20 protein-coding genes, 3 tRNA genes and 1 riboswitch are annotated in these 25,831 nt (G+C 59.7%); of the genes, 16 read left to right on the forward strand and 7 right to left on the reverse strand.

Annotation, left to right across the window (positions count from 1 at the left end; translation table 11 throughout):
- Positions 1–2 precede the first annotated feature (2 nt).
- The 4 genes from prsK to gltX form a co-directional block, all read right to left on the reverse strand.
- The gene (prsK, locus tag H6979_03710; GenBank protein MCP5138949.1) at positions 3–2,090 is read right to left on the reverse strand and encodes a PEP-CTERM system histidine kinase PrsK; all 2,088 of its coding nucleotides are present in this window, start codon (positions 2,088–2,090) and stop codon (positions 3–5) included.
- Between the two features lie 121 nt (positions 2,091–2,211).
- Positions 2,212–2,287 (reverse strand) — tRNA-Glu (locus H6979_03715).
- Positions 2,288–2,319: 32 nt separating this feature from the next.
- Positions 2,320–2,395: transfer RNA gene (locus tag H6979_03720), tRNA-Ala, on the reverse strand.
- Between the two features lie 81 nt (positions 2,396–2,476).
- Positions 2,477–3,874 carry a glutamate--tRNA ligase gene (gene gltX / locus H6979_03725; protein ID MCP5138950.1) on the reverse strand — a complete coding sequence of 466 codons (1,398 nt, stop codon included), beginning with the start codon at positions 3,872–3,874 and terminating at the stop codon, positions 2,477–2,479.
- Positions 3,875–4,014: 140 nt separating this feature from the next.
- Between gltX and H6979_03730 the strand changes: the two genes are divergently transcribed.
- Positions 4,015–4,650, forward strand: coding sequence for a 4'-phosphopantetheinyl transferase superfamily protein (locus tag H6979_03730; protein ID MCP5138951.1), 636 nt, complete (start codon positions 4,015–4,017; stop codon positions 4,648–4,650).
- Here the strand turns inward: H6979_03730 and H6979_03735 are convergent.
- On the reverse strand, positions 4,628–5,935 hold the full coding sequence (locus H6979_03735; protein ID MCP5138952.1) for an undecaprenyl/decaprenyl-phosphate alpha-N-acetylglucosaminyl 1-phosphate transferase: 1,308 nt from the start codon (positions 5,933–5,935) through the stop codon (positions 4,628–4,630). The genes H6979_03730 and H6979_03735 overlap by 23 nt on opposite strands.
- A 281-nt stretch (positions 5,936–6,216) precedes the next feature.
- Here H6979_03735 and H6979_03740 point away from each other — a divergent pair, with 281 nt between their 5' ends.
- On the forward strand, positions 6,217–6,810 hold the full coding sequence (locus H6979_03740) for a polysaccharide biosynthesis/export family protein (protein MCP5138953.1): 594 nt from the start codon (positions 6,217–6,219) through the stop codon (positions 6,808–6,810).
- A gap of 16 nt (positions 6,811–6,826) precedes the next feature.
- The gene (locus tag H6979_03745; protein MCP5138954.1) at positions 6,827–8,095 is read left to right on the forward strand and encodes a hypothetical protein; all 1,269 of its coding nucleotides are present in this window, start codon (positions 6,827–6,829) and stop codon (positions 8,093–8,095) included.
- 8 nt (positions 8,096–8,103) lie between these two features.
- Here the strand turns inward: H6979_03745 and H6979_03750 are convergent.
- Positions 8,104–8,178 (reverse strand) — tRNA-Val (locus H6979_03750).
- Between the two features lie 255 nt (positions 8,179–8,433).
- Between H6979_03750 and H6979_03755 the strand changes: the two genes are divergently transcribed.
- Positions 8,434–9,642, forward strand: a complete 1,209-nt coding sequence (locus tag H6979_03755) for an AAA family ATPase (GenBank protein ID MCP5138955.1) — start codon at positions 8,434–8,436, stop codon at positions 9,640–9,642.
- Here the strand turns inward: H6979_03755 and H6979_03760 are convergent.
- A complete protein-coding gene (locus H6979_03760; GenBank protein ID MCP5138956.1) occupies positions 9,627–11,099 on the reverse strand; it encodes a TIGR03013 family PEP-CTERM/XrtA system glycosyltransferase in 1,473 nt (490 codons plus the stop codon). The genes H6979_03755 and H6979_03760 overlap by 16 nt on opposite strands.
- A gap of 309 nt (positions 11,100–11,408) precedes the next feature.
- Positions 11,409–11,493, forward strand: a riboswitch (cyclic di-GMP riboswitch).
- Positions 11,494–11,606: 113 nt separating this feature from the next.
- Here H6979_03760 and H6979_03765 point away from each other — a divergent pair.
- The 12 genes from H6979_03765 (at position 11,607) to H6979_03820 (ending at position 25,831) form a co-directional block, all read left to right on the forward strand.
- Positions 11,607–12,578 carry a putative Ig domain-containing protein gene (locus H6979_03765; GenBank protein MCP5138957.1) on the forward strand — a complete coding sequence of 324 codons (972 nt, stop codon included), beginning with the start codon at positions 11,607–11,609 and terminating at the stop codon, positions 12,576–12,578.
- A gap of 138 nt (positions 12,579–12,716) precedes the next feature.
- Complete coding sequence (locus H6979_03770) at positions 12,717–14,003, forward strand: hypothetical protein (GenBank protein ID MCP5138958.1); 1,287 nt, start codon at positions 12,717–12,719, stop codon at positions 14,001–14,003.
- A 17-nt stretch (positions 14,004–14,020) separates the two neighbouring features.
- Entirely contained in the window at positions 14,021–15,697 is a 1,677-nt protein-coding gene (gene xrtE, locus H6979_03775) for an exosortase E/protease, VPEID-CTERM system (GenBank protein MCP5138959.1), read from the forward strand.
- 69 nt (positions 15,698–15,766) lie between these two features.
- Positions 15,767–16,015, forward strand: a complete 249-nt coding sequence (locus H6979_03780) for an acyl carrier protein (protein ID MCP5138960.1) — start codon at positions 15,767–15,769, stop codon at positions 16,013–16,015.
- A gap of 18 nt (positions 16,016–16,033) precedes the next feature.
- Positions 16,034–17,548 carry an acyl--CoA ligase gene (locus H6979_03785; GenBank protein MCP5138961.1) on the forward strand — a complete coding sequence of 505 codons (1,515 nt, stop codon included), beginning with the start codon at positions 16,034–16,036 and terminating at the stop codon, positions 17,546–17,548.
- Positions 17,545–18,528 (forward strand): NAD(+) synthase, encoded by a 984-nt coding sequence (gene nadE / locus H6979_03790; GenBank protein ID MCP5138962.1) that lies wholly within the window; start codon positions 17,545–17,547, stop codon positions 18,526–18,528. The genes H6979_03785 and nadE overlap by 4 nt, the downstream gene beginning before the upstream one ends.
- Before the next feature lie 21 nt (positions 18,529–18,549).
- Positions 18,550–20,478 carry an asparagine synthase (glutamine-hydrolyzing) gene (asnB, locus tag H6979_03795; protein MCP5138963.1) on the forward strand — a complete coding sequence of 643 codons (1,929 nt, stop codon included), beginning with the start codon at positions 18,550–18,552 and terminating at the stop codon, positions 20,476–20,478.
- 17 nt (positions 20,479–20,495) lie between these two features.
- Positions 20,496–21,893 (forward strand): phenylacetate--CoA ligase family protein, encoded by a 1,398-nt coding sequence (locus H6979_03800; protein ID MCP5138964.1) that lies wholly within the window; start codon positions 20,496–20,498, stop codon positions 21,891–21,893.
- Positions 21,893–22,966, forward strand: coding sequence for a CapA family protein (locus H6979_03805; protein MCP5138965.1), 1,074 nt, complete (start codon positions 21,893–21,895; stop codon positions 22,964–22,966). Before H6979_03800 ends, H6979_03805 begins: the two co-directional genes overlap by 1 nt.
- A complete protein-coding gene (locus H6979_03810; protein MCP5138966.1) occupies positions 22,963–24,060 on the forward strand; it encodes a glycosyltransferase in 1,098 nt (365 codons plus the stop codon). Before H6979_03805 ends, H6979_03810 begins: the two co-directional genes overlap by 4 nt.
- A complete protein-coding gene (locus H6979_03815; protein ID MCP5138967.1) occupies positions 24,057–25,037 on the forward strand; it encodes a glycosyltransferase in 981 nt (326 codons plus the stop codon). Before H6979_03810 ends, H6979_03815 begins: the two co-directional genes overlap by 4 nt.
- A gap of 68 nt (positions 25,038–25,105) precedes the next feature.
- Positions 25,106–25,831 (forward strand): hypothetical protein, encoded by a 726-nt coding sequence (locus tag H6979_03820; protein MCP5138968.1) that lies wholly within the window; start codon positions 25,106–25,108, stop codon positions 25,829–25,831.

Here is a 25,831-nt window from a genome sequence, read left to right on the forward strand (position 1 = left end):
CATCATGCCGCCGACGTCACAGCACCGGCTTCATACAGCGGCAACCAGATGATAAACCGGGTACGAACACCCGGCTCCGATTCAACGCGCAGCGAACCGCCGGCATCCATGACCAGCGTCCGCGCCTGATACGCGCCGATGCCCATGCCCTTGCTGCCCTTGGTCGTATCAAAAGGACGGAACAAACGGGTGCGGATGAACTCAGGCTCCATGCCGCAACCGTCGTCCTCGATCGTGATCGCCACCCCATCATCGGCCGCCGCAATCGCGACGCTGACCGAGCCATCGCGGCTGGTTGCCTCCTGGGCGTTACGGATCAGGTGTACGAGTACCGCGGTGAATCGCTCACGGTCTATCCACACCTGCAGATCCGACTCCGTATCGCCGAACTGCGGGACCGGCTCTCTGCCCCGACAGCGCTCCACCGCATCGGCGACAGCGGCTGCCGCCCGTACGCGCTGGCGTGGCCCCGTGGTTTCACCACTCTGCAGCTGCTGCAGCAGCTTGTTCATGCGCAGGACGGAATTGTCGATGGTCGCCATCGCATCATCGATAAACGCCGGATTACCCTTGTGCTTCGCAGCGTTACGCAACATCAGCGATTGCTGGGCAATCAGGTTCTTTAGGTCGTGCATGACGAACGCCGTCAACCGGTTGAACGCCTCAAACTGACGTCCTTCGGCAAGTTTTTGATCCGCTTCGTACTGCGCCAGGAAGGCGGCAACCTGCCGGCCTGAAGTACGCAGCAGATCGATCTCCTCGAAACTCAGCCTGAAACTGGTACCGGGCTGATGCAGCATGATCAACCCCGTAAGCGTCGCGTTACTGATCAACGGAACGATAAGCAGGCCATCCGGAAACGCATCGAGCCACGACGGTTTCTTGAGGCCTGAATACAGTTCCGGCCGGCGCGACAACTCTGCCGTATCGATGATCCACTGACGCTCGAGCATGAACAGGACCAGGGGGTCATCGATTGCGATACGCGCTTCCGGCAGGCTCTGTACATTCCAGCCGGCCAGGGCAGTCAGTTGACGGTTCTCGTCGACCGGTGTCCAGAGTATCCCGGCTGGACTGCCCACGATCTCGGCCAGCGCCTTGATCACGCGCTCCGGAAGCGGCAGACCGGCACCCTTTGAAACCAGGGTATCGATCAGCCGTAACCACTCTTCCCGATAGTCGTAGCGAAACGGTACGAAATGTTTGCTGACAAACACCTTCAGGCGCGCATTCAGACGTTCGGAGAACAGCAGCACCACGAGCGGCGTACCCATGCCGAGTACCAGGGCAAGCGCTGCCTGTCGGGCGATCAGCGGTTCCAGCGAGTGGAATACCGGCAGCAGAAACAGGGCGACCAGCAGGATGGATCCGGTGGCCAGAAAACGCGGCGCATAGCTGCGCGCTTCAGGAGACACGAATATATCGAGCGACCACTGTGGTCGCTGGCGAAGCGCGAACAGCATCAGCAGACCCGCCGCCGCAAGGCACAGCGCTGCGAGGCCGCTCAACCAGCGCGGTACGCCCGCACCGGCCGCAGCGACTATAGCCACAACAGCCTGCGAGCCCGAAACCAGTACTGCGGAAAGGGCGAGAGCTCGGGTTGCCGTCCGCCCCTCGACCGGGGCATCACTGACAAACTGGGCTGCAAGTGCCAGACACAAGAGCGCGACGGCCGCTGCAATGACATTGCAGACCGTATCCAGCCACCCGGCCGTGCCGACAGAGGTCAGCCAGATGACGCCGGCTGATGCACTGAGGACCACGATCCAGAACAACCGCAGCAGCCACCTGACCAGTTCCGGCATGGACCGTTCGTAAGGTCCACGCAAGAGCCGGTGCAGGAACTGATACCAGCTGTAGAGCAGGAGAATCTGCACGCCGTAGGCCAGCAGTGCAAAGTACTGAATGCCTTTGGCATAACCGGACTGGGCGAAAAAAAGCCCCCAGACCACACCGCCGAAAACGACGCCGAGTATCTGATTCCGCAGCAATACCCCGCCACCAGTCAGCAACACGTAGGCGCCGACAAGGGCGTAGGAGAGCGCCACCAGGCTGGCCCACAAGGCGGTATTGAATAAAGCGGCGGTCACGCAGTCATCATAATGCCTGTTTGCTCAGATGGTTAGCATGCATTCGATGAATGGATCACAACACCAGCCATTGCCCGGGAACGCTGGCCGCGGTAGTAGCCAGCGCCAGGATCATGAGAAATGGCGTCCCCAAGGGGATTCGAACCCCTGTTGCCGCCGTGAAAGGGCAGTGTCCTAGGCCTCTAGACGATGGGGACAGTCTGATGGGCTAACGGTACTGGAAGTAATTTGGTGGAGCTAGTCGGGATCGAACCGACGACCTCTTGCATGCCATGCAAGCGCTCTCCCAGCTGAGCTATAGCCCCACACGGCTGGCCGGGGAATCTACGCGACCGCTCCCAAGACTGTCAAGGAAAGCTGCAGGCCCCAACCGGAAAAATATGGAATCATGATGGCAACCGAGCGATCGCGTGCTTCAGGCGGTCCAGGGCCTTTTTCTGCCCGAGCAATTCGAGCGTCACATCGATTGGCGGCGATACAGTGCCGCCGGTCACGGCCACGCGCACCGGCTGACCGAGCTTGCCGAAGCCGATGCCGCATTCCGCGGCGACGGCGGTCATGGCGGCATGAATATCTGTGCGCGTCCAGGTTGCAGCCTCGGCAAGGCGCTTGACCAGCAGGCTCAGCGGTCCGGCAACCGTCGCAGTCAGGTGTTTGCTGATAGCTGCGGTATCGATCTGTGCCGGCTCCGCATACAGATAGTGTGCGCTGCTGGCGATCTCTTGCAAGGTCGTCGCCCGCTCCCGATATGCCTCGACGACAGCAACTGCAGGTGGTCCATTTCGCACATCAAGCCCTGCCCGCTCCAGTTGCATCACAAGACCCGGCGCGAGCTCCTCCGGGCTGCCGCTGCGGAGATACTGCTGATTGATCCAGTTGAGCTTGCCCGTATCGAAACGCGAGGCCGAGGCGTTGACCGCTGCGATGTCAAACAGGCGGATCATCTCTTCACGCGAAAAAAGTTCCTGATCGCCGTGCGACCAGCCGAGGCGTGCCAGATAGTTCAGCACTGCGTCCGGCAGATAACCCGCATCGCGGTACTCGAGTACATTGACGGCCCCATGCCGCTTTGACAGCTTGGCCCCGTCCGGCCCGAGGATCATCGGCAGGTGGCCATAGGCGGGACGAGCAAAGCCGAGTGCATCGATCAAATGCATCTGTCTCGGTGTGTTGTTGAGATGGTCGTCACCACGGATCACGTGCGTGATTCCCGTATCACCATCATCCACCACGACGCCAAAATGAAATGTTGGTGAGCCGTCAGATCGCATGATGATCAGGTCGTCGAGCTCGGAGTTCTGGAACTCGACACGGCCACGCACCAGATCATCGACAATTGTGACGCCCTCCTGCGGCGTACGGAAACGCAGAACCGGGGACACGCCCGGGACCGGGTGCCGACGCTCCCTGCAACGTCCGTCATAGCGCGGATTTTCGCCGCGCGCCATCTGGGCCGCGCGCATCTGCTCAAGCTCATCCCGGCTGCAGTAGCAGTGATAGGCGCCGCCTGCCTCCAGCAACTGTGCTGCGAGTTCGCGGTAGCGATCCATCCTTGCGGTCTGGTAGTAAGGGCCCTCGTCATATTCAAGGCCAAGCCAGTTCATTGCCTCAAGGATCGCGTCCACTGCGGCCTGGGTAGACCGTTCGCGGTCAGTGTCCTCGATTCTGAGCACGAACTGCCCGCCGTGATGGCGTGCATACAACCATGAGAACAGCGCGGTACGGACGCCGCCGATGTGCAGATAGCCGGTGGGGCTGGGAGCGAAGCGTGTCTTGACGGTCATTGCTTTTCAGAACTGGCGAATACGGGCGCGATTCTAGCGTGAACGGGTTCCGGTCGCCCCGCCCCGCTTTCCATTGGCATCGTGACCATCGATTGGCACACTGCCACCCCATGCCTGATGGTGCTGAACTGACGAGGGCCATGACGGATCTGGTTCCGCCAGCAGTTGCCTGCGCGCTGTACAACACCGGCTGCGAGCCGGAACCACTATGGTCACCGGAACTTCGAGCTGCTGCCGGCATGAGCGGGAAGCGTCGACGCGAGTTCGCTGCCGGCCGCCATTGCGCACGCCGGGCGCTGGCGCACCTGGGACACGAAGCAGTTGCGCTGCCCATCGGCCCTGGTCGTGCGCCCGTATGGCCACCCGGGGTCATCGGTTCGATTACGCACACCGGTGACTTCGCCATTGCCGCTGTCGCATGGAAGTCGGATCTCCGCTCCCTGGGCATCGACATGGAAAGCGCTGATCCACTTGAGCCCGACCTGCTCGAACTGGTATGCCGTGAAGACGAGCGGGCGGCACTGGCCAGCTGCGGCATGGATCCGCAGCTCGGCGCCAAACTGGTTTTCAGTGCCAAAGAGAGTGTCTACAAGTGCCTCTGGCCAGTAACGGGCTCATTCCTCGAATTTCATGCCATCGGCATCAGGATCGACCCGGTCGTATCCCGTTTTACGGCCTGCGGCGAGGATCCTCTTATTGAAGAAATGCTGAAGACTGTCCGCGGCGCATACCGGAGAGTTGGCAACCTTCTGCTCAGTTGCGCTTGGCTACCCTGATCAGGGTTGAGGCGGCCGCTGAAGGGCGGGCGGAAAAGTCCGACGATGCACGCTGTCGTGTCGCCATCGCTGGCGCACGTACCGGAGAGGAAATATTGACCGGTGGTGCCGTAGCCGTCTGAGCCGAAGCCAGACGCCGGTCAATGCCGCTGCGCCGCTCGGGCCCGGCATAAGCCGGATCCTGCCCACGACGCCGATCGCCAGCAATTCTGCGCCGGCAAATCGAGCGATGCAGGAAGCGCATCACCCGCCAGGCGTGCATGATCATCCAGAAATAACCGAGCCCGACCAGCAGAAAACCGCCGGCAACGAGCAACTCGGGCACATGCCAGTAAACGCTGGCCAAGCCGATGAGCACACCAAGTGCGGCAATTGCAGCCATCAGCCCGACCGTCTCGTTGACGGTATAGCCGGCCAGCAGGAACACATGATGCAGATGCTCCCGGTCCGGCGAAAACGGTGACCGTCCGCGCAGGATCCGGCGCAGCATCATGGTGACGGTATCGAAAATGGGCAGCATCAAGAACCACAGGGCTGCTGCAGGACTGATCACCCTGGATTCGCCCTGGGACAGCGAGACTGCATACCAGGTCAGTGCGAAGCCGAGAAACATGCTGCCCGCATCACCCATGAATATGGAGGCGCGCTGGCGGCCGGGAAGCCGGAGATTGAAAAACAGAAAGCCCACCACTGCCGAGCCAAGCAGTGGCAGCAGGATGACATCTGCGACGTTACCCCACAGGTACGCTGCCAGAAACAGTCCGGCCAGAGACACCAGCGAAAGACTGCCACTCAGCCCATCCAGGCCATCGCACATGTTCAGCGCATTGATTACACCCAGGGTCGCAAAAACCGTGAACGGAACTGCAAAGACGCCCATTGTCAGGAGCCGCCCGGACAACGTCATGCCGCCCAGGTCATTCAGTACAACGCCAGCGCCAAAGATCATCAGCAATGCCGCAGCGATCTGCGCAGCGAAGCGCGCCAGCGGTGACAAGTCAAAAAAGTCATCGATGACGCCAACCGTTACCAGCAGCAGACCTCCGCCGAAGAAACTCAGGATTTCACGAAGCGGCAGGGTCACACCTTCGGCTACAGTCAGCAGGAATGCCATGACCAGACCGGCGAATATCGCCAGGCCGCCAACCAGTGGCGTCGGGATCTGATGGCTCTTCCGCTCGTTCGGAATATCGACAAGTCCGGTCACTACGGCGAGCGGACGCAAAAGGAGGATCAACAGCGTGGTCGAGGTCAGTGCGGCCAGGGATATGTGATACACAGACATATGCCGTTCTTCTTTGTGCAACCAGTCAGCCGTTCAGTGTGTCGTTACCATTGTCCTGAAGCGTGACACTATTCGCCTCGACCGTGGATTTCTGCGATGGCCCTCACAGGCAGAAGCGTCGCAGCAGATCCAAAACGCGATTAGACTGGAGAGACTATATAGTCGCTCGTTCAAGGAACCGCGTTACGGGTTGGTAAGGCTTCAGGCAGCCGGGGCTTGCGGTTAACATAAGGCCGGGAGCATCGTGTGCAGCGCATTTCACTTTCAGCAGGAGCAACGGCATGACAAGGCAGTTTCACAACATTCTGGCGGGCACAGCTGCAGCCCTGCTTATCCTGATGAACACCCTGGTGCCGCAACCTGCGCTGGCCGAGGACGAAACACCAAGCGTGGGCACATACCCGGTCAATGCGGGTGACGTACTGGAGATACTGGTGTGGAAGGAAGAGAACCTGCAGAAGCAGGTGGTAGTCCGTCCCGATGGCTACTTCTCCTTTCCACTGACCGGAGACATCCGCGCAGAAGGCCGAACCATCGAGGAGATACGCCGCGATATTTCGTCACAAATCGCACGCTATATCCCCGACCCGGTCGTCAGCGTTTCGATCTTTGAACCCCGCGGCAGCAAGGTATATGTCATCGGCCAGGTCAACCGGCCAGGCGAATTTCCGATCAATCGCTATGTCGATGTAATTCAGGCACTGAGCATGGCCGGCGGCACGACGCCATTCGCCAAACTGGACGAAATCAAGATATTGCGCCGCGAGGGTGCGACGCAAACAGCAACGACCTTTGCGTATGGCGACATCGCCAATGGCAAGCGGCTGCAGCAAAATATCGTGCTGAAGCCCGGCGATACCGTACTTGTCCCCTGATAGCGCAGGCCGTCAAATGAGCAGGATCAGAAATCCGGTTCGCTATCGGCACATCAAAGCCGCGGCGATACTGATTTCGCTCTTGCCAGGTCTGCTGACATCGCAGCCGGCCCGGGCCTACTGGGAGCTGACACCGCGTATCGAGGGCGGGATCACCACTGAAACGAATCCATACAACCGGATTGAAACGCAGAGCTACGACGGTGCCACCGGAGCGTTTGCAGACTTTCGTCTGGAAGGCTCCCTTCAGACTCCTCGCGATGTTGTCACACTGACCCCAAGGTTGCGTAGTTCCCGGTTCGCCGGTTCAAACGAGCCGCTGGACGACGATGACTACTGGATCAACCTTGACGCAACTCACTACTGGGACACCGCCAATGCGAACCTGGGTGTGATGTACCGTGACAACGGTATCCGGACCAGCGAGTTCAATACAGCAAACCCAGGGCAAACCAGGGACGACTCGCAGAGCACCTGGTCATTCGATCCGTCGCTAAGCTATATTTTTTCGGCGCGAAACTCCATCCAACTCACCGCTAACTGGACGGATATCACATATGATGCGCCTCCACAGTCAGGCTATTATGACTACACCAACGGCAGTATTCAGGCGACCTGGATTCACGCCTTTAGCGAAAAAACATCTGCTCTGGTGGCCGTGAACGGCGGCTCTTTTAAGGCAAGTGACCCCTACTCAGCAAGCAGGAACAACACTGATTCGTTCGGCGGAACCCTGGCCCTGGAGCGCAAACTGAGTCCAACGCTTACGACCACGGTTACCCTGGGCAGCTCACGCAGCACCCAGGATGTCGAGGGACTTTTCTTTGATCCGGAAAACCCGGGATTTCTTTGCCCAACCTATCCGTTTGCGCTATGTTCGATCAGCGAAAACAGCAACAACTTTGTTGGTGGCATTACGCTTCGTCAGCAATCGGAGGTCATGACGACGACAATCGACTACAGCCAGTCGCAGGCGCCTCGATCAAACGGAACATCCGTTGTGTCAGAGAGTTTTCGCGTTAATTTCCAACGCACGCTAAGCCGGAAACTGGATGGCTCCTTTAACCTGCTCTACACCAGCGATTCCGCTCTCGGCAATTACGGCCGCCAGGACAGAGCGTACTTTTCAGGCAATGCTGCTCTCAGGTACCGGTTGACCCGGACGCTGGCCGTAAACGGGAGCTACAACTACTCGGTCAACAATGACGACGCCAATGGTGCCAAGCAGAAGAACAACAGCCTGTTCTTTTCCCTGATCTATACGGGCGTGGGAATCCGGCGGTAGCCGAAAAATGGTGGGCGATGAGTGGATTGAACACTCGACCTCTGCTGTGTGAAAGCAGCGCTCTCCCACTGAGCTAATCGCCCGCTGCGGCGCAGATGATATACGGAGTCTGGTCGCCCTGGCAAAGCCGGCCCGCAGCCCTGAGAACCGGACCGGCAGCCGCCAACCGTGAGCCAGGCACGCTCCACAGGCTATACTCGGGACTAATATCGCCGGTACGGGGCTGTTAACCGGCCGGATCCTGCTCCCTGACGGAACGACGGACCAGAATGTACGAAGAATTCTTTCATCTGCAGTGCCGCCCGTTCGACCTGACGTCGGACCCGAAATTCATTTTCATGACGGCTCAGCACGCCCGGGCGGTAGCAAACTGCCGGTTCGCACTGCTGAACCGTGACAGCTTCGTAATCATCACCGGCGAGATCGGGATCGGCAAGACCACCATCCTGAACACGGTGATCGAGGAGCTTGGCCCCGAGTATGTGACCGCCAAGCTTGTACACACCACACTCTCGGATATCGAACTGCTGCAGGCCCTGCTCTCGGAGTTCGGCATGCCTAACTACACCAGAAAAAAGGTCCTGCTGCTCGATACGCTGCGCGGCTTCTTTCTGGAAAAGCACCGTGCCGGCAAACATGTGGTCATCATCGTTGACGAAGCCCAGAACCTCAGCAGTTCCGCGCTTGAGGAGTTGCGCCTCCTGTCCTGCATTGATACCAGTGACAGACGCATCGTCTCGATCGTACTTACTGGCCAACCCTCGCTGGACGACCTTCTGGACGCCCCGGGACTCGCACAGCTGAGACAGCGGGCTCGGCTCAGGCAACGGCTGGATGCCATGGAAGAAGCCGAATCCATCGACTATATCCGACACCGCCTGCAGGTGGCCGGCGGCAACGCGGACGAGATATTCGAGGCCGATACGCTGCCTGAAATCCATCGCCTCACCTTTGGCATACCCCGGCTTATCAACACCCTGTGTGACACGGCCCTGACTGCGTGCATGGTCGATGAGCGTCACAAGGTGACTATCGAAGTCATCGACAACGTCGTTCATGAGTTGCGCTGGCAATGGTTTGAAGACAAGAACCCGCATCATGAGAAAGAGACGCCCGCATCGGCCCGGGAAAAGTCACAAGATGGCCATGTGAGTCTGATGGTCTACCGCGCCGGGCAACTCCTTGAGCAGATGGAGACCTCAACATTTCCCTTTGTGATCGGCCGAAGCAATGCGAACGATCTGGTCATCATCGACAAGGAGGTCAGCCGCCGGCACGCACTTATAGACTGCATCGGCGGTATTTATGTTATCGAAGACCTGAACAGCCGGAATGGCATCCTGGTCAACCAGAAACCACGCGGGCGCGCGCTATTGCGTTCCGGCGACATCATCAGCTTTGGTGGAGTCGATGTGGTGTTCTACCTTGAACGTCAGCACGACATGCAGCCACGATCAGCGCTGGTGGAAAAAGCTACGACCGACTCGGGCGACGACACGGGTCAACGCACAACGCTTCTCAATATTGGCACTCAGGCCCTCGGCTGATCCGGCGCCGCCTGCTTGCCACGCCCCCGCCGGTCTGCGCCTGGCGCTGCCCCGGACATGCTCGTCCCGCGCCCCCAGACCACGACTTCCGCCGTCTGAAGCAGGATCAGCAGATCGAGGATCAGGCTGGCGTTCTTTATGTAGTACAGGTCGTACTGCAGTTTCTCGCGGGCGTCCGCCACCGAAGCGCCGTAGGGAAAGTTCAGCTGCGCCCAGCCCGTCAATCCCGGCCGTACTCCATGACGGTAGTAATAGAGCGGGACCTGCCGGCTGAGATCTTCGACGAACTCCGGACGCTCCGGCCGCGGCCCAACAACGCTCATATCACCCCTGACGATATTGATCATCTGCGGCAACTCATCGATCCGGAAACGCCGCAGGATCTTCCCTGTGCGCGTGATCCGGTCATCGCCGGCTGTAGACCAGCGTGGCCCGGTGTCGCGCTCGGCATTTATCCGCATACTGCGGAACTTGTACAGACGGATGATACGACCGTGCCGCCCTACCCGCGTCTGGCGATAGAAAATCGGTTTACCGATACCATCCTCGATGACAATGCCAAGAATGGCCAGCACGGTTAAAGGCAGCGTAAGAATCAGCAGGACGATCCCAAAGAACACATCAAAGGCCCGCTTGAGCAGCCGGTAGATCAGGCTTGTTTCACTGCTTTTTTCATACAGCAGCCAACTCGGGCGGAGGATATCGAGATCGAGATACTCGGTTTCACGCTCCAGAAAATCCACCAGGTCAGTTACCGGTACCCCACGCTGCTTGAACTGCAGCAGGAACCCCATTGGCAACATCCCCCGTCGATCATCCAGCGCAACGACGATTTCATCGAATCTCCAGTTGACCGCGTCGTCAGCATTGATGACCGGCCCGATACCAAGTTCCGCGGCGCGCTCCTGCTCGCCATCGAGCGCCACGAATGCTACTGCTTCAAAACGCCGGCGATCGGAGCGACGGCGAAGCATGCTGATCTTTGATGCGAATTCACCGGCACCGACCACCAGTACCCGTCGCTTTACCGGGTTGTCATCGATGAGACGGAGCATCACGAGACGCACACCCACCAGCATGAAGCAGGCAATGACCATTGCCAGCGCCATCACGCCGCGCCCAACCACGAAGAAATCGGGTACCAAATAGAAAAACAGGATATTGGCCAGACAGCCCAGCACAACGGCCAGCAATACTCGCGCGATGGCTTCCTTGGTGGTTGGGCGCTGGCGCACCCGATAGAGGCCCATCGCGAGCATGCCGACCATGACCCAGAATACAAAGGAACTTGCCGGGTACGGCGTGGCCTCGACAAGCCATTCGAGAGTCGCCCCGTTCAACGCAAAACGCAGCCACATCGCCAGGCAAAATGCCACCGTCGCGGCGATGATATCCACCACGACCATGAGCACCATCGGGTTGCCATGACCACGTTTACCGGCGCGAAACATGTTCACAATTTCAGCATGATGCAGAATCGATAGTCATTTCCGGAGTTTCCTGTTTTGCCGCCTTGCATGTGACGGGGGATTTCCAGACCAAGTATACGATTGAGAAACCTGCCTTACCGTGCTGATTCCCGACATTTTTCAGCCCTGATCACAAAGGAAGCGGCGGACGTCCGCAACCCGGCTTCAGCGGCCCGAGTTTGCACGCAATACAGCAAATCCCGACCAGATAAAAAAACCGTGAGGCTCGCGCTGTGAAGATGTAAAATCCCCCGTCACTAAGTGCTTGCGCAGCTCAACTTCATGCGGTTTACTGGCCGTGTGCAAGGGCAAACCCGTCGAAAGGCGGGGACGCAAAGCTACCGGTCTTCGGGCGTGAGCCCATGATAGCGGGGTTGCCAGTAAAGGGTTTTTGTTACCACCACAGCCTCTGCGGCTGTCGTGGCCGCGGGCTCTTTCTGACCATCCCCTCATACGTAGCACGGCGTTCGGGCAGAACGCACAGAGGATGGGCAGATGGGGCGGTCTACGAACCAATTCGGCAAAATTGCAGCCCGATACCTGGCTGTCAGTGCGATTGCACTGATTTTGGCTGCGTGTGGCGGTGGCGGCGGTGGTGCTTCAACAAGCACACCTTCCGAGATTCCATCCCAACCCGCCCAGAACAGGGCCCCGCAGATTGCGGGAACACCGGCGACAACTGCACAGGTCGGCGCAACCTACGTCTTTCATCCCGCCGCCTCCGATGCCGACAACGACACGCTCAGTTTTCAGATTTCCAGCAAGCCGGCGTGGGCTTCCTTTGATCCTGCGTCAGGAACCCTGACTGGTACCCCTGCCAGCAACAATATCGGCACCAGCAGCAACATCGTCATCAGCGTCAGCGACGGCACTGCCAGCGTATCTTTGCCGGCATTTTCAATTCAGGTACAGGCAGCACCGCAGACCGATTTGCCGCCCACGATCAGCGGTACGCCACCCACCACCATCGTTGCCGGCCAGGCCTACAGCTTCCGGCCGTCTGCATCCGATCCGAATGGCGACACTCTCACTTTTTCCATCAGCGGCAAGCCGGCATGGGCAGCGTTCAATACCACCACTGGTCGCCTGAATGGAACACCGGCGCCGGCTGACGTCGGCTCATATACGGGTATCGTCATCCGCGTCAGCGATGGCACGACGACGGTCGCGTTGGCAGCTTTCACGATCACCGTCACACAAGTCACGAACGGTACTGCAACGATATCCTGGATCCCGCCCACCCAGAATACCGATGGCTCACCACTGACCGACCTTGCGGGCTATCGCATCTACTACGGAACCAGTCCGTCCAACCTGAACCAGGTTGTCGAACTCAGCAACCCGGGCCTGACGAGCTATATGGTGGAAAATCTCTCTCCATCCACCTGGTACTTCTCCATGCGATCCTTCAGTACTGACGGTACAGAAAGCGAAGCATCGGGCCTCGCCAGCAAGACGATTCTGTAAAAAAGCCCGGCTCCTCCAGTCCGCTGGATCCCCAAAACGCCCTCTTTGGGGTTTATCGCCATACAATGCGCCCGTACAGTGAGCCGGCTGGCTGGCGTAAGCACAGCCAGCGGACTGCGAAACGGGGGAAATCCAGACATGTGCAATCGCGTATTGAATCCAGTCGTCGCCGGGCTGGTATCGGGACTTCTCAGCCTGCCGGTACTCTCCGCCGATCTGGACTGGGGGGTCGAGGCGACCATCGGTCACACTGACAATGCCACCCGGGTGAGCAGTGATGAAATCAGCGACACCATTGGCAGTATCGGCGGACACATCGAAGTTACGCGGGACGGCTCACGCATCGATGGCCGATTACGCGGTGCGGGAAGTTTTCGCGACTATTTTGACAACACCTATAACGACGATTTTCTGGGCTCAGGTGCCGCGGAGCTGCGCATTGGCCTGATCGGTGAATCTGTCACGTGGTCGGTAGACGACACATTCGGCCAGGTGCTGAGCGATGCATTTACACCATCGACACCGGATAACCGCGAAAATGTCAATATCTTCTCCACCGGACCTGATATACGCCTGCATCTCGGCCGGTCTACAGAAATGGTTATCAGGGGACGCTACCAGGATTCAAACTACCAGAACTCCAACAGCGTAGATAACGAGCGTGTCAGCGGTGATATTGCACTGGTCCGGCACACTTCGCCTGCCGTGGCATGGTCGCTGAATGTCAGCGCCAGCAGTGTTGATTTCAGCGGCGCGGGCAACCCGGGCTACGATCAGCGGGAAGTCTTTGCCCGAATGGAGTCCAGGGGCACAAACCAGACCCTCACCGCCGACCTCGGTATCGGCATTCTGGACGGTGGAGACCAGACCGACCATACCGCCCTTGTCCGGATCAACTGGATACGGCAGCTGTCCCCTTCATGGGCGCTTGAACTCGGCGCGCTTTCCGAGTTTGGCAATGCGGATGACCAGTTTGTCTACGGCGTTAGCGGCGGCACAGAGCTCGGTGGCACCCAGGATGTAGAACTGTCGGGGCTGGCCATGCGCAATGACAATGCCAGGCTGGCACTACGCTTCGTGCGCCCGCGCACGCGGCTGCGATTCTTTGGCGACATCGGACAGGAAACATACCCGGATACCATCGGGCAGGATCGCAGCCGGTGGTCTCTGGGCGTCGAGGCCACGCGGCGCCTTACCGCACACCTGGAGGCAACGGTAGCGCTCTTTCACGAGGACCGCGACTTCGATGCCAACGCGGGCAGCGACAAGACAGATCGCTACAGCGCCCGCCTCGACTGGCGCATCGGCCGCTCGCTATTTCTGGGTATTGAGGGACGCAAGGAAGATCGTTCGGGGAATACCGCCTACAGCTACGACGAAACGATCTATCTGGCATCACTCAGCTATCGAACCGGTGCGTTGTAAGCTGACCCGGTCCTCCAATGCCTGAGCGGGGCAACGCACTGCAGAGCCAGCCGCCTTGGCCCGCCAGTGCAAGTCTGATCAGCTTGCGCTGGCTTGCGGTAGGCGTATTGATGGTGGCGGAACTGGCCAGCGCGCGCCTCTTTCTCGCCTTTCCTGATGTTTCTGCCCAGCCCGGACGGGTCGCCCAATTCATCAGCTCAGTCAATGAAAACGTCTCCGTAGGCTCCGTCGGTTCGTTTGTCGTCGCTTTCCTGGCGACCTTGTTGCTGATCATCAGCAAACGACTTGGTTCTGTCGTCAGGGACTTGCTGGATCAGGATGGATATCGCTGGTGGCCATGGCTGGCATGCCATACAGCCGCCTTTCTCCTCTTTGTCGACCTGTCATGGCCGGTATTCGGACCTGCTGCCGGAAGTTCCGGTCTCTCACCAGGCTGGCTGACTGGCTGGATAACAGCCGGTACCGTGATGCTCTTCTGCCTTTTATTCATAATCGCCCCCGCCTCCAGATGGCTGCATCTGGCGCGCCGGGAAAAGGCAGCAGCCGGTCTGGCGGTAATCGCCGGATCCGTTGCATGGGCGGGCGGTCAGCTGACACAGGAACTCTGGACACCCTTGACCGATATCACCCTTTGGTGCACCTACAACCTGCTGTCAGCCGTCTACGCAGATGTCTATCTTGACCCGACACGGGCAATTCTCGGCGTAAATTCCTTTCTGGTCGAAATCGCACCAGCGTGTTCCGGTCTTGAGGGCATTGCGCTGATAACCGTATTTACAGCTTTGTATCTCTGGCTGTTCAGAGAAGAACTGCGCTTCCCCGCCGCCTTGCTGCTGTTTCCCGTCGGCATCACCATCATCTGGATCACCAACATCCTGCGCATCGTGATACTGGTCTCGATTGGCGCATTCATTTCACCGAATATTGCGGTCGACGGTTTCCACTCGCAGGCGGGCTGGATTGGTTTCAGCGTCGTCGCATTTGGCGTGATTTTTCTTGCCCATCGCCATTTTCTTGCCATTCCGGCCGACATGGAAACTGTCCGGGACCAGCATCCTGCAGGTACGAGCTCGGCACCATCGCTACTGATACCCCTGCTGGCACTGCTCGCCAGCGCCATGCTGGTGGCTGCATCTTCAAGCGGTTTTCCGTATCTCTACCCTGTCAACGTCATCGTGACAGCGGGAGTGCTTTGGTATTTTCGTGGCAACTACAAACCGCTCATGAAAACACCATCCTTGCACGGCGTGGCGATCGGCATTGCGGTAGGCGTTGTCTGGCTGTTGCTTGTTCCCGATGACGAAAGCTCCGCGACAATGCTGACCGCAACTCTGGCGACCATGCCAGGCTGGCTTTCAGCTGGCTGGATCGTGTTCCGGATCCTGGGCTCCGTGCTTACCGTGCCAATTGCGGAGGAACTTGCCTTCCGGGGTTATCTGCTCCACAAGCTGGTCGCTACGGAGTTCGAGAACGTAAAGCCGGGCAGTTTCACCTGGCTGTCGTTCCTGATGTCTTCGGCCCTCTTTGGCCTGATGCATGACAGCTGGCTGGCAGGAACCGTGGCCGGGGCCGGTTTTGCGCTGGCACTCTACCGGCGTGGCCACCTTGGCGACGCCATAGTTGCGCATATAACCAGCAATGCGCTTGTCGCGGTCGCGGTTTTGGGTGCGGGCCGCTGGGAATTATGGGGATGAGTTCGCACTGCCACGACCTGGAATCAGGTGATAATGGCGCCCTGATCGACACTGACCTCTGGAGCACGCATGGGCGAACAGCAGCGAATCAAGGAATTTATTCTCGGTAACTTCCTTTTTACCGACGATGCCAATGCGATAGGCAATGATGTCTCCCTTATCGGCCAGGGTGTGATCGACTCGACGGGTATCCTGGAGGTCATTGTCTTTCTGGAAACAGAGTTTTCGATAAAGATCAGCGACGAAGAAATGACTCCCGAGAATTTCGACTCGATTGACGCCATCGCGGCCTTTGTCGACAGAGTGCGAACCAAGTAGCCGGCCGGTACCAAAGATATGGACTCGCTGCCGGAAACGTTAGGAAGACAGGCCCGGGAGCAACCCGGGTCATTGGCCATCGTGGACGGCATCCACAGGCTGACCTACGCCCAGCTCTACAAAATGGCCGGCATTGTTGCAGCCCATCTCTGCGAATGCGGCATATCGCCCGGTGACCGTGTTGCAATGCTGCTGCCAAATTGCCCGCAAGCGGTGGCGCTGATCTATGGAACCTGGCTGGCGGGCGGCGTCATCGTGCCACTCAATCCGCAGGCACGCGGACAGGAAGCATGTGCCCTGGCGCAACATGCCGGCGCACGGATCATCGTTTGTGAGCCAGGCTACCGGGATCTCGATACCGTTGTCGGCACAGCCGAAACCAGCAACACGCTGGTGCCAATGATCGATGACCTCATATCTGCTGGAGACACCGCAATCCCGGCCCCGGCGAAACTGAAGGCTGACGATCTTGCCATGCTGCTTTATACATCCGGGACCACTGGTCACCCGAAGGCCGTAATGCTTTCGCACGGAAACATCAGCGCCAATGTCGCTGCCATCATCGATTATCTGGAACTGACACGCGAAGACCGTGTGCTTTCCGTATTGCCGTTCAACTATTCCTATGGCAGCTCGGTATTACACACACACCTGGCCGTCGGTGCCACGATCGTACTGGAGAAGAACCTGGTCTTCCCGCATGCACTTGCCGAGACCATGGTGAGAGAGCGGGTTACCGGATTCCCGGGTGTCCCCTCGACTTTCGCATTGCTGTTGTCGCGGGTTGACCTGGCAAGCATGCGGCTGGACTCGCTCCGTTACGTCACGCAAGCGGGTGCCGCCATGCCTGCCACACTGGTCGAAAAGCTGCGCAAAGCGCTCCCGCAGGCGCAGATCTTCATCATGTATGGCCAGACCGAGGCAACCGCCCGGCTCAGCTACGTGCCGCCGGACCGGCTGGCTGACAAGCCTGGCTCAGCCGGAATACCCGTATCCGGCGTCGAGATTGAAATCCGTGACGAGCAGCGCCGCACACTCAAGTCATACGATACCGGCGAAGTGTGGGTCCGCGGGCCAAATGTCATGCAGGGCTATTGGCATGATGAGTCCGCCACTCAAGCTGCATTGGTTGACGGCTGGCTGAAGACCGGCGACATCGGTTATCGCGACGACGAGGGTTTCCTGTTTCTGGTCGGCCGGCGCAGCGATATCATCAAGACCGGTGCACATCGCGTCCACCCCGGCGAAATCGAAGAGGTGATCGCCGGGCTGGCCGGCGTGAGCGAAGTTGCCATCGCGGGAATCGATGATGAGCTGCTCGGCCAGACGATCGCAGCCTGGGTCGTACCGGAACCTGGTCACGACATCAGCGTCGAAGCAATCAAGGCGCGGTGCCGGGACATGCTGGCAAGCTACAAGATACCCAAGCAGGTACAGATAGTTGCCACCCTGCCGCGCACCGCCTCCGGAAAACTGCGCCGTATTGAACTATCGTCCCCGAAACCGGCCACAAGCACGAAGGAAGTCCATTGAACACCCTAGACGCCAAGGTACTGGATCTTGATCTGGAACAGGAAGCCACGCGCATCGCATCCCGACTGCGCGACATCACGGCAAAGACTCTGCATCGACGCGGCCTGGTCGTGGCCATTTCCGGCGGCATTGACAGCTCGGTATCCTTTGCGCTGGCCGTTCGCGCACTGGGGCCGGACCGCATCCTCGGGCTGATCCTGCCGGAACAGGATTCATCGGACGACAGCGCGGTACGCGCCACACTTCTCGCCCGTCATCTGGGCGTCAAGGTTGAAACCTTCAATATCGCAGCCACGCTCGAAGCCATCGGCTGCTATCGCTGGCGGGATGAGGCCGTGCGATCGGTCATTCCGGCATACACCACAGGCTGGCGCATGAAGATCGTGATCTCCGGCGGGATCGCCGGCCGGATCAATCATTTCAGGATCATCGCCGAGGCGCCGGACGGAACCCGGATCGAGGAATCCCTGGGACTGAAGCCGTACCTGCAGATCGTGGCCGCCACGAATTTCAAGCAACGAATTCGCAAGACGCTCGAGTATTTTCATGCCGACCGCCTGAATTATGCTGTTGTCGGCACACCAAACCGGCTCGAGTATGACCAGGGCTTCTTCGTCAAGAACGGTGATGGCGCAGCCGACGTAAAGCCCATCGCGCATCTCTACAAGTCCCAGGTCTATGCCATGGCACGTCACCTTGGTCTGCCCGAGCGCGTGTGTGCCGCCGTACCGACCACCGACACCTACAGTCTCGCGCAAGGTCAGGACGAGTTCTATTTCGCCCTGCCGTATGCCCAGATGGACCTTGCCCTTTGGGCGCTCAACCACAACCGGCCGGCACGCGAACTGGCATCAGCCATTGGCGTTGATGAAGCGACCGCTGAAGCTGTCTATGCCGATATCCGCGCCAAGCGCCAGACGACCCGCTACCTGCATATGCCGCCGGTATTGGCAGGCGAGGTACCGGAACTGGACAGCTGAGCAGCAGGCTGGTCCCGCAAGATGTGTGGAATCGCCGGAATCTTTTCTCCGCCGGGTGAGCGGCCATCAGAGCGGCCGGATCTCGAGAGGATGATTCATAGCCTGCGGCACCGTGGGCCGGACGGTTTCGGATACCACATGGCGCCCGGCATCGGGCTCGCGCACGCGCGCCTGAGCATCATTGACCTCACCACCGGCGACCAGCCCATTCACAACGAATCGGGGACCGTCTCGGTCGTGTTCAATGGCGAGATCTTCAACTACCTGGAACTCAGAGCGGAACTGGAGGCGCGTGGACACCGCTTCTACACCACATCGGACACCGAGGTCCTGGTGCACCTCTACGAAGACTTCGGTGAGCGCTTTGTAGAGCATCTGAACGGCCAGTTTGCGATCGCCCTGTGGGACGCACCGGCACGTCGCCTGATACTGGCACGGGACCGGGTCGGCATCCGGCCCCTCTTCTACACATGGTCGCGACAGCGACTGCTTTTCGGTTCCGAGGTCAAGGCGATACTGGCGGAAGGCAGTCTGACGCCGCGCCTGGATGCCCAGAGCCTGATCGAGACTTTCAGTTACTGGTGCCCCCTGGAAGGCCGTTCGGCCTTCGAAGGAATCCATGCCTTGCCCCCCGGACACCTGATGATTGTCGAAGGCACGCAAAGCAAGGTCACATGCTACTGGGACTGGGATTTCAGCAACCCGGCTCCTCCCCGGGGCAACCACCAGGAGCGCGTCGAGGAACTGCGCGCATTGCTCGAGGACGCCGTGCGACTGCAGCTGCGCTCCGATGTCCCGGTCGGCGCCTACCTCAGCGGCGGGCTGGACTCATCCGCGATCACGAGCATTACGCAGCGTATCACCCGCCAGCCGGTGCGGGCCTTCTCGCTGACCTTCGAGGATGCCGAATTCGACGAGGGTGATTTTCAGCGCCTGATGGGTAAAGCACTGGGTGTCGAGCGTACCGAGTTCTGCTGCAAACACGGCGACATCGCCGCAGCCTTCGGCCAGGCAATCCGCCATGTCGAGGCACCGATGGTACGCACGGCACCGGTGCCCCTGATGTTGCTGGCACAGCGGGTACGGGAGGCCGGCTACAAGGTCGTTCTCACGGGTGAAGGTGCCGACGAAGTATTCGCCGGCTACGACCTGTTTCGCGAGGCGAAAATTCGCCGCTGGATTGCAGGTAATCCGGACTCGGCATGGCGCGGGCGTCTGCTTGAACGTCTGTACCCCTACCTGGCCAACTCACCGACCCGCAGCCAGGCCTTCGCCAGGCAGTTTTTCGCCGCGGGGAAGGAGGACCCGCAACACACCGCCTTTGCCCACCTGCCACGGATCCGGACAACGCAGCGCAGTCTGCAGTTCCTGTCGGCAGGTCTGCGGGAGGAATCGCGCAAGTTTGACGCAGCCGCAGCATTGGCCGACGCCTTTCCACGGGTCACGCCGGCCTGGCCACCACTGGGCAGGGACCAGTACATCGAAGCTCACACGCTGATGTCGGGCTATCTGCTCAGCACCCAAGGCGACCGGATGGCCATGGCCAACTCCATCGAAGGCCGCTTCCCCTATCTCGACCACCGTGTCATCGAATTTGCCTGTCGCCTGCCGCCATCAAGCAAACTGTCTGGAATGCGGGAGAAACACATCCTCAAGCAGGCTGTGGCGCCCTGGGTGCCGGACCAGATCCGTGCGCGGGTGAAGCAGCCTTACCGCTCGCCGGACAGCCAGAGCTTCTTCGCCGCCGGGCAACCGCACCCGCTGGTTGTAGAAATGCTTGACGCCGGCAGAGTCCGCGACGCGGGCTACTTCGACCCGCTTGCGGTGGCCCGTCTGACGGAAAAATGTCGAAGCGGCAAAGCCATCGGCTTTGGTGACAACATGGCTTTCATCGGCATTCTCTCCACCATGACTCTGCACGCGACCTTCATCGCCGCAGGGACCACCTGATTGCAGGTCTGCAGGCCATGGTGAGCGCAGTTGCCACGCAACTTCTGAACAGCAGTCCGGTCTGGCTGCAAAACTGCGCGATCAGCGCCTATGGCTGGCAGTTGCGCCAGCAGCGATATGGCGGCGAGTTCCGCAGTATCTACGCCGAACTCGAACGCAGCGATCGCTACAGTACTGCCGAGCTTGCCGAACTGCAGGCGCGTCTCCTCGGATCAATGCTGAGTCATGCGGTCAGCACCGTGTCTTACTACCGGAAGCAATGTGCAGTGGATCCAGCCCGGCTCGGATCGATGAGTGCTGAAGAGATGCTTGCGGCATTTCCGGTTCTGCCAAAATCAAGGCTGCGGGCCATGCCGGCAGATTTTGTCGCAGTGAGCGCAGGGGCCACCGTCGACATCCAGACCAGCGGCTCAACCGGGAGTCCGCTGAAAGTCACCACGACCAGCGCCGCAATCCGGCGCAACTATGCCTTTTTCGCCCGCTTTCTCGGCTGGCACGGGGTGAGCCCTTTTGATGAGAGCGCAACCTTCGCCGGCCGGCTCTTCAGTGCATCCGGCCGGGGCAGAGACACGCCATGGCGGCGCAACGCCGCCATGCACGATACGCTGTTCTCCTCATACAACCTGAGTGATGCAAATATCCCCGCATACATCCGTGAACTTGAAAGAAGGCAGCCGGTTTTCATCGACTCATACCCATCCTCCATCTACCGGATTGCCAGTTTCCTGAAATCGCGCGGGCAGCAACACCGGATACGCCCGAAGGTAATCGTCACTTCCTCGGAAACCCTGCTGGATTCGCAGCGCGAGACCATCGAGGAGGTATTTTGTTGTCCGGTACGCGACCAGTACGGCAGCGCCGAGATGGCCGGGTTTTTCGCCGAGTGCGAGCACGGTCGTTATCATGTTGCCCCGGAGTATGGCATCGTGGAAATCGTCGACGCTGATGGCGCACCAGTACCGGTTGGCGAAATGGGCGAACTGTGCCTGACCGGGCTGATCAATCCCACCATGCCGCTGATTCGCTATCTGATCGGCGATGTCGGCCGGCTGTCAGACAGTTCCTGTGCCTGCGGTCGACACGCCCCGGTTGTGGAATCGATCGAAGGTCGCATCGACGATGTGATCATCACGCCTTCCGGGCGCCATGTCGGACGTCTCGACCCGGCCTTCAAGGGCGTGACGGGTATCCGTGAGAGCCAGATCCTGCAGACGGCCCGGGATGAGGTTGTGGTGCGTATCGTCAGCGATGACCGCAGCCAGGTGAACGGCGCGGGGCTGGTCAGCAACCTCAGCGAGAGAATCGGCACCGATGTTCACATAAGCATCGAGTTCGTCGAGAGCATCGACAAGGAACCGAACGGCAAGTTCCGCTCGGTGAAAAGCCTGCTGCCAAAGACACAGCGGCCAGGTTGATGGTCAGGTCCGTGGTCAGGCTGGCAGCAGTCGGGGATATCTGCCCCGGCGATCACTATTTCAGCTTCGGTCACGGTGCCGGCTCGCTGTCCGCGAGACAGCGCGGCCAGGCACTCAAGGCGCTGTCACCCGCGCTGCAGGATGCTGATATCGCACTGTGCAACCTCGAAGGGGTACTCAGTTTGCGGAGCAACGTGCCTGATCCGGTTGAGAGCCGGGTATTTCGCGGTCCGCCTGACTGGGCCCTGGCATTGCGTGAAGCCGGGTTTACCGCGGTGAGTGTTGCGAACAATCATTCCCTGCAGCATGGCATCGAGGCTTTCCGGGACACTGTGGATGCGTGTCGCAAGGCCGGGCTTGATGTCATCGGACTTGCCGACGAGCGCGGACTCCCCGTACCGGTCATCCATAACTTTGGCGCAATCCGCATTGCCCTCCTCGGCGCATCCTTTGTGCCGGACCCCCGGGGGACGTCGACGAACAGCTATGCGGCACCGGAACCGGACGCCCTGCTGGAACAGATCAGCAGCCTGGCGGCCACTGGTGCGTGTGTGGTCATCGCTCTCCATGCGGGCGAAGAAGGCCGGCTGCTGCCGGACCCTGGCACCATGTCGGCGATCAACGCGCTTTCCACGGCCGGCGCACGCCTGATCCTGATTCATCACAGCCATGTTTTTCAGCCGGTTTTCCGGCACGGTCACAGCCTTGTCGCTTCAGGTCTCGGCGACTGCCTGTTCGACCTGCACTGGCATCCGGCCTTGACCAGTGCGGCCGTACTGCTGGCCGATATTCCGGCAGAGGGCGATATTCTGGACACGCTGCTGCCATTCCGCCTGACTGCGGGCATGGAACTGCAACTCCTGACTGACGATCACAAGACCCGTTTTCTGCAAACGCTGGGTACCCGCTGCGAACAGTTGCTTGAAAAGCGCCCAAGCCAGCCGGACCAGCTTCGGGCGCTGCAGATCCGCAAGGCGCTTTACTTCCTGATGCACTTTCCACAGGGCGAATCGCGGCTGAAGCTGCGGTTTCTGACCGCGAAAGTGCGTCGGCGGCTGGGATTTCGGGCATGAAAGTCCTGCATGTACTGCCCAATGCGGGCAGCGGGATCGAAACACTCGTCACTGCGATGTTGCCCGGTTTCCGTCAGCACGAGGTTGAAACCCACCTGCTCTATCTGAGCGATGTGGTCGCGCCAGTTGATGCTGCCGGCAGGGACGCCTGCTCGCTGACCGTGATGAATATTCGTCGGGATCCCTTGAAGACGATAGCCGGATACCGCAACATGATTCGCGCCTTGCGTCCGGATATCGTGCACGCACATTCCATGTTGCCGAGCCTGCTGGCGGCCACCGGACGCAACCGTGGCACCTGCCATGTCAGAACTGTTCATGCACCCTATCCGTATTTCTCCGCACGGGATGCGCGCTCCCTGATCAAGCGCCACATCGAGGGCAAGGCGCTCGGCTACACCGCCTCCACCGTCGTATGCGTGAGCAATGCCGTTGCCAGGAGTCTGCCATGGCAGATGGCCAGGCCAGTGCTCACCATTTACAACGGAGTGAGCACAGTTCAGCCAATGCCCACGCCGCACAACGCCGGCAATCTCCTGATCGTGACGGCAGGCCGGCTCGAAGCGCAGAAGAACTATCCGCGTTTGCTGAAGGCCTTTTCGACGTTGCGGCATGCAGTGCCCGAAGCACAACTTGCCATTGCGGGCGAAGGTTCGCAGCGCGGGATGCTGGAGGACATGATTCGTACATTGCAGCTCGAGAATCACGTCACGCTGCTGGGCCAGGTGACCGACATGACTGCGCTCTACGAGAAAGCAGCCCTGTTCGTGCTGAGTTCAGATTATGAAGGGCTGGGCCTGGTTACCATGGAGGCGCTTTGCGCCGGCTGTCCGGTCGTGAGTACACCCATCGAGCCATCGCGGGAGATTGATGCCATCCTCGGCGGCGGCATGATTCATTTCGCCAGAGACCTCTCGCCGGACGCGCTCTCGGAAACCATGGAAAATACCCTGCGCAACGTCTCATCCACAGATCCGGATTTCACGGTGAAAATATCCTTAATACGAAAACGGCTGTCGGTCGAAAACTGTGCTGCACAGTATCTCGCCCTGTACCACAGCACCGATGACCACCAGAGGCGGCATGCGGCATGAACAGCCTGGGCGACAAATCCGATATACCGACGGTTGCCATCGTCATACCGGCCCGGAACGAGGCGGATTACCTGAGCCGGTGCCTGCAAGCGCTGGCCCTGCAGGACTATCCGGCAGACCATATCGAGATCATTCTTAGCGACAACGGATCGACTGATGCGACCGCGGAAATTGCCCGGACACACGGCATCAATGTACTCCACCACCCCCGGGGGCGGGTGGGCGCGGTACGCAACAGTGGCGCACGAGCGACCAGCAGCCAGATCCTGGCTTTCGTGGATGCCGATTGCGTAACGCACACCAACTGGCTGTCGGCTGCGGTCAGTGCTCTGGCGACTCCGGGAGTCGGCGTTGCCGGGGGCGGCTATCTCGCGGACCCTCGTGGCACCTGGGTACAGCACGCATGGGCACCGACGAGACCCGCACCGACTGCCGAGGTTGCTGCCCTGCCAGGTGGCAGCATAGTCGTTGAGCGGGAACTGTTTTCCGCACTCGGCGGCTTCAATGAACAGCTTTCTGCCGGGGAAGACGACGATTTCTGTCGCCGGGTACGCGATCGCGGCCTAAAGGTACTCGCGGTAGAGGCAAGCTGTGTGATACATCTGGGGTATCCGCGTACCTTAGGTGCTGTCGCGCGCCGGCAGCTTTGGCATGGGAGCTATCAGCTGGATGTCGCCGAGACCTGGCGCGAACCGCAACTGCTCATGACACACTCCTATGCGCTTGGTTTGCTGACCGTTCTGACCACGCCATGGTCCGGAGCTGCAGGCTGGGCAGTCGCTGGCTTGCTGCTGGCACCACCAGTACTGCTGATGTCGATTGCCAAGGCAGCTCAGCGGCACGACCGGCTCGCAACCTTGCTGCGGATGATTCCGGTGGCCGCGGCCTTCTATTGCGGCCGGGCACTCGGTCTGCTGAACAACTACCGTCGACTTGCACGATCGAGGAATTCATTGCACGAGAGGTCAGGAAGATGACAAGACCGTGGAAATGGATTGCACTGAGCCTGATGGTGCTCAGTGGCTGCAATCCCCAGGAGGAAAACATGACAGCACGACACGACGCCATCGACTGGTCCGCACTGAGCGGCAAGACAATCGTCTTTGCCCACCAGTCAGTAGGCACGAATATCCTGAGCGGCGTGGAACAGCTCGCCCGCCGCGACGGCATCACGCTGCCGGTTCGCGAACAGCGTGGCGCGCCGGCTGGTACCGGCATCACCCATTTCAACGTCGGTCGAAACGAGGACCCACTGGGCAAGATCAGGGACTTCTCCGCTGCAATGGATGAGGGCGCGGCCCGAGGTGCAGACATCGCGCTGATGAAGCTCTGCTACATCGACTTCAATGCAAAGACCGACGCCCGGCAGCTTGCCGAAGCATATATCAGCGGCCTGGATGCGCTCAGTCAGAAATATCCGGATACGCGCTTCGTTGCAGTCACCGCGCCGCTGGCAGCGGTGCAGACAGGCCCAAAAGCATTGGTCAAGCGCCTGCTTGGAAAGCAGCCGGCACAGTACATCGAAAATGCCAAACGTGCCGAGTTCAACGAACTCGTCCGGGCACACTACAAATCCGGCAGTCGCCTGTTCGATCTGGCGCGCGTGGAAGCCGATGGCGGCGGCACACATACGGTAGTACGCGTTGCCGGTCGCGATGTCGAGGCCCTTGATCCTGCACTTACCGATGACGGCGGCCATCTGAACGAGCGCGGAGAGCTGCTGGCCGCCACGGAGTTCCTCAATGTCATCGGCGCCATCCCGGCAAAGTAG

Source organism: Chromatiales bacterium, from assembly GCA_024234935.1.
Classification (GTDB): Bacteria; Pseudomonadota; Gammaproteobacteria; order Steroidobacterales.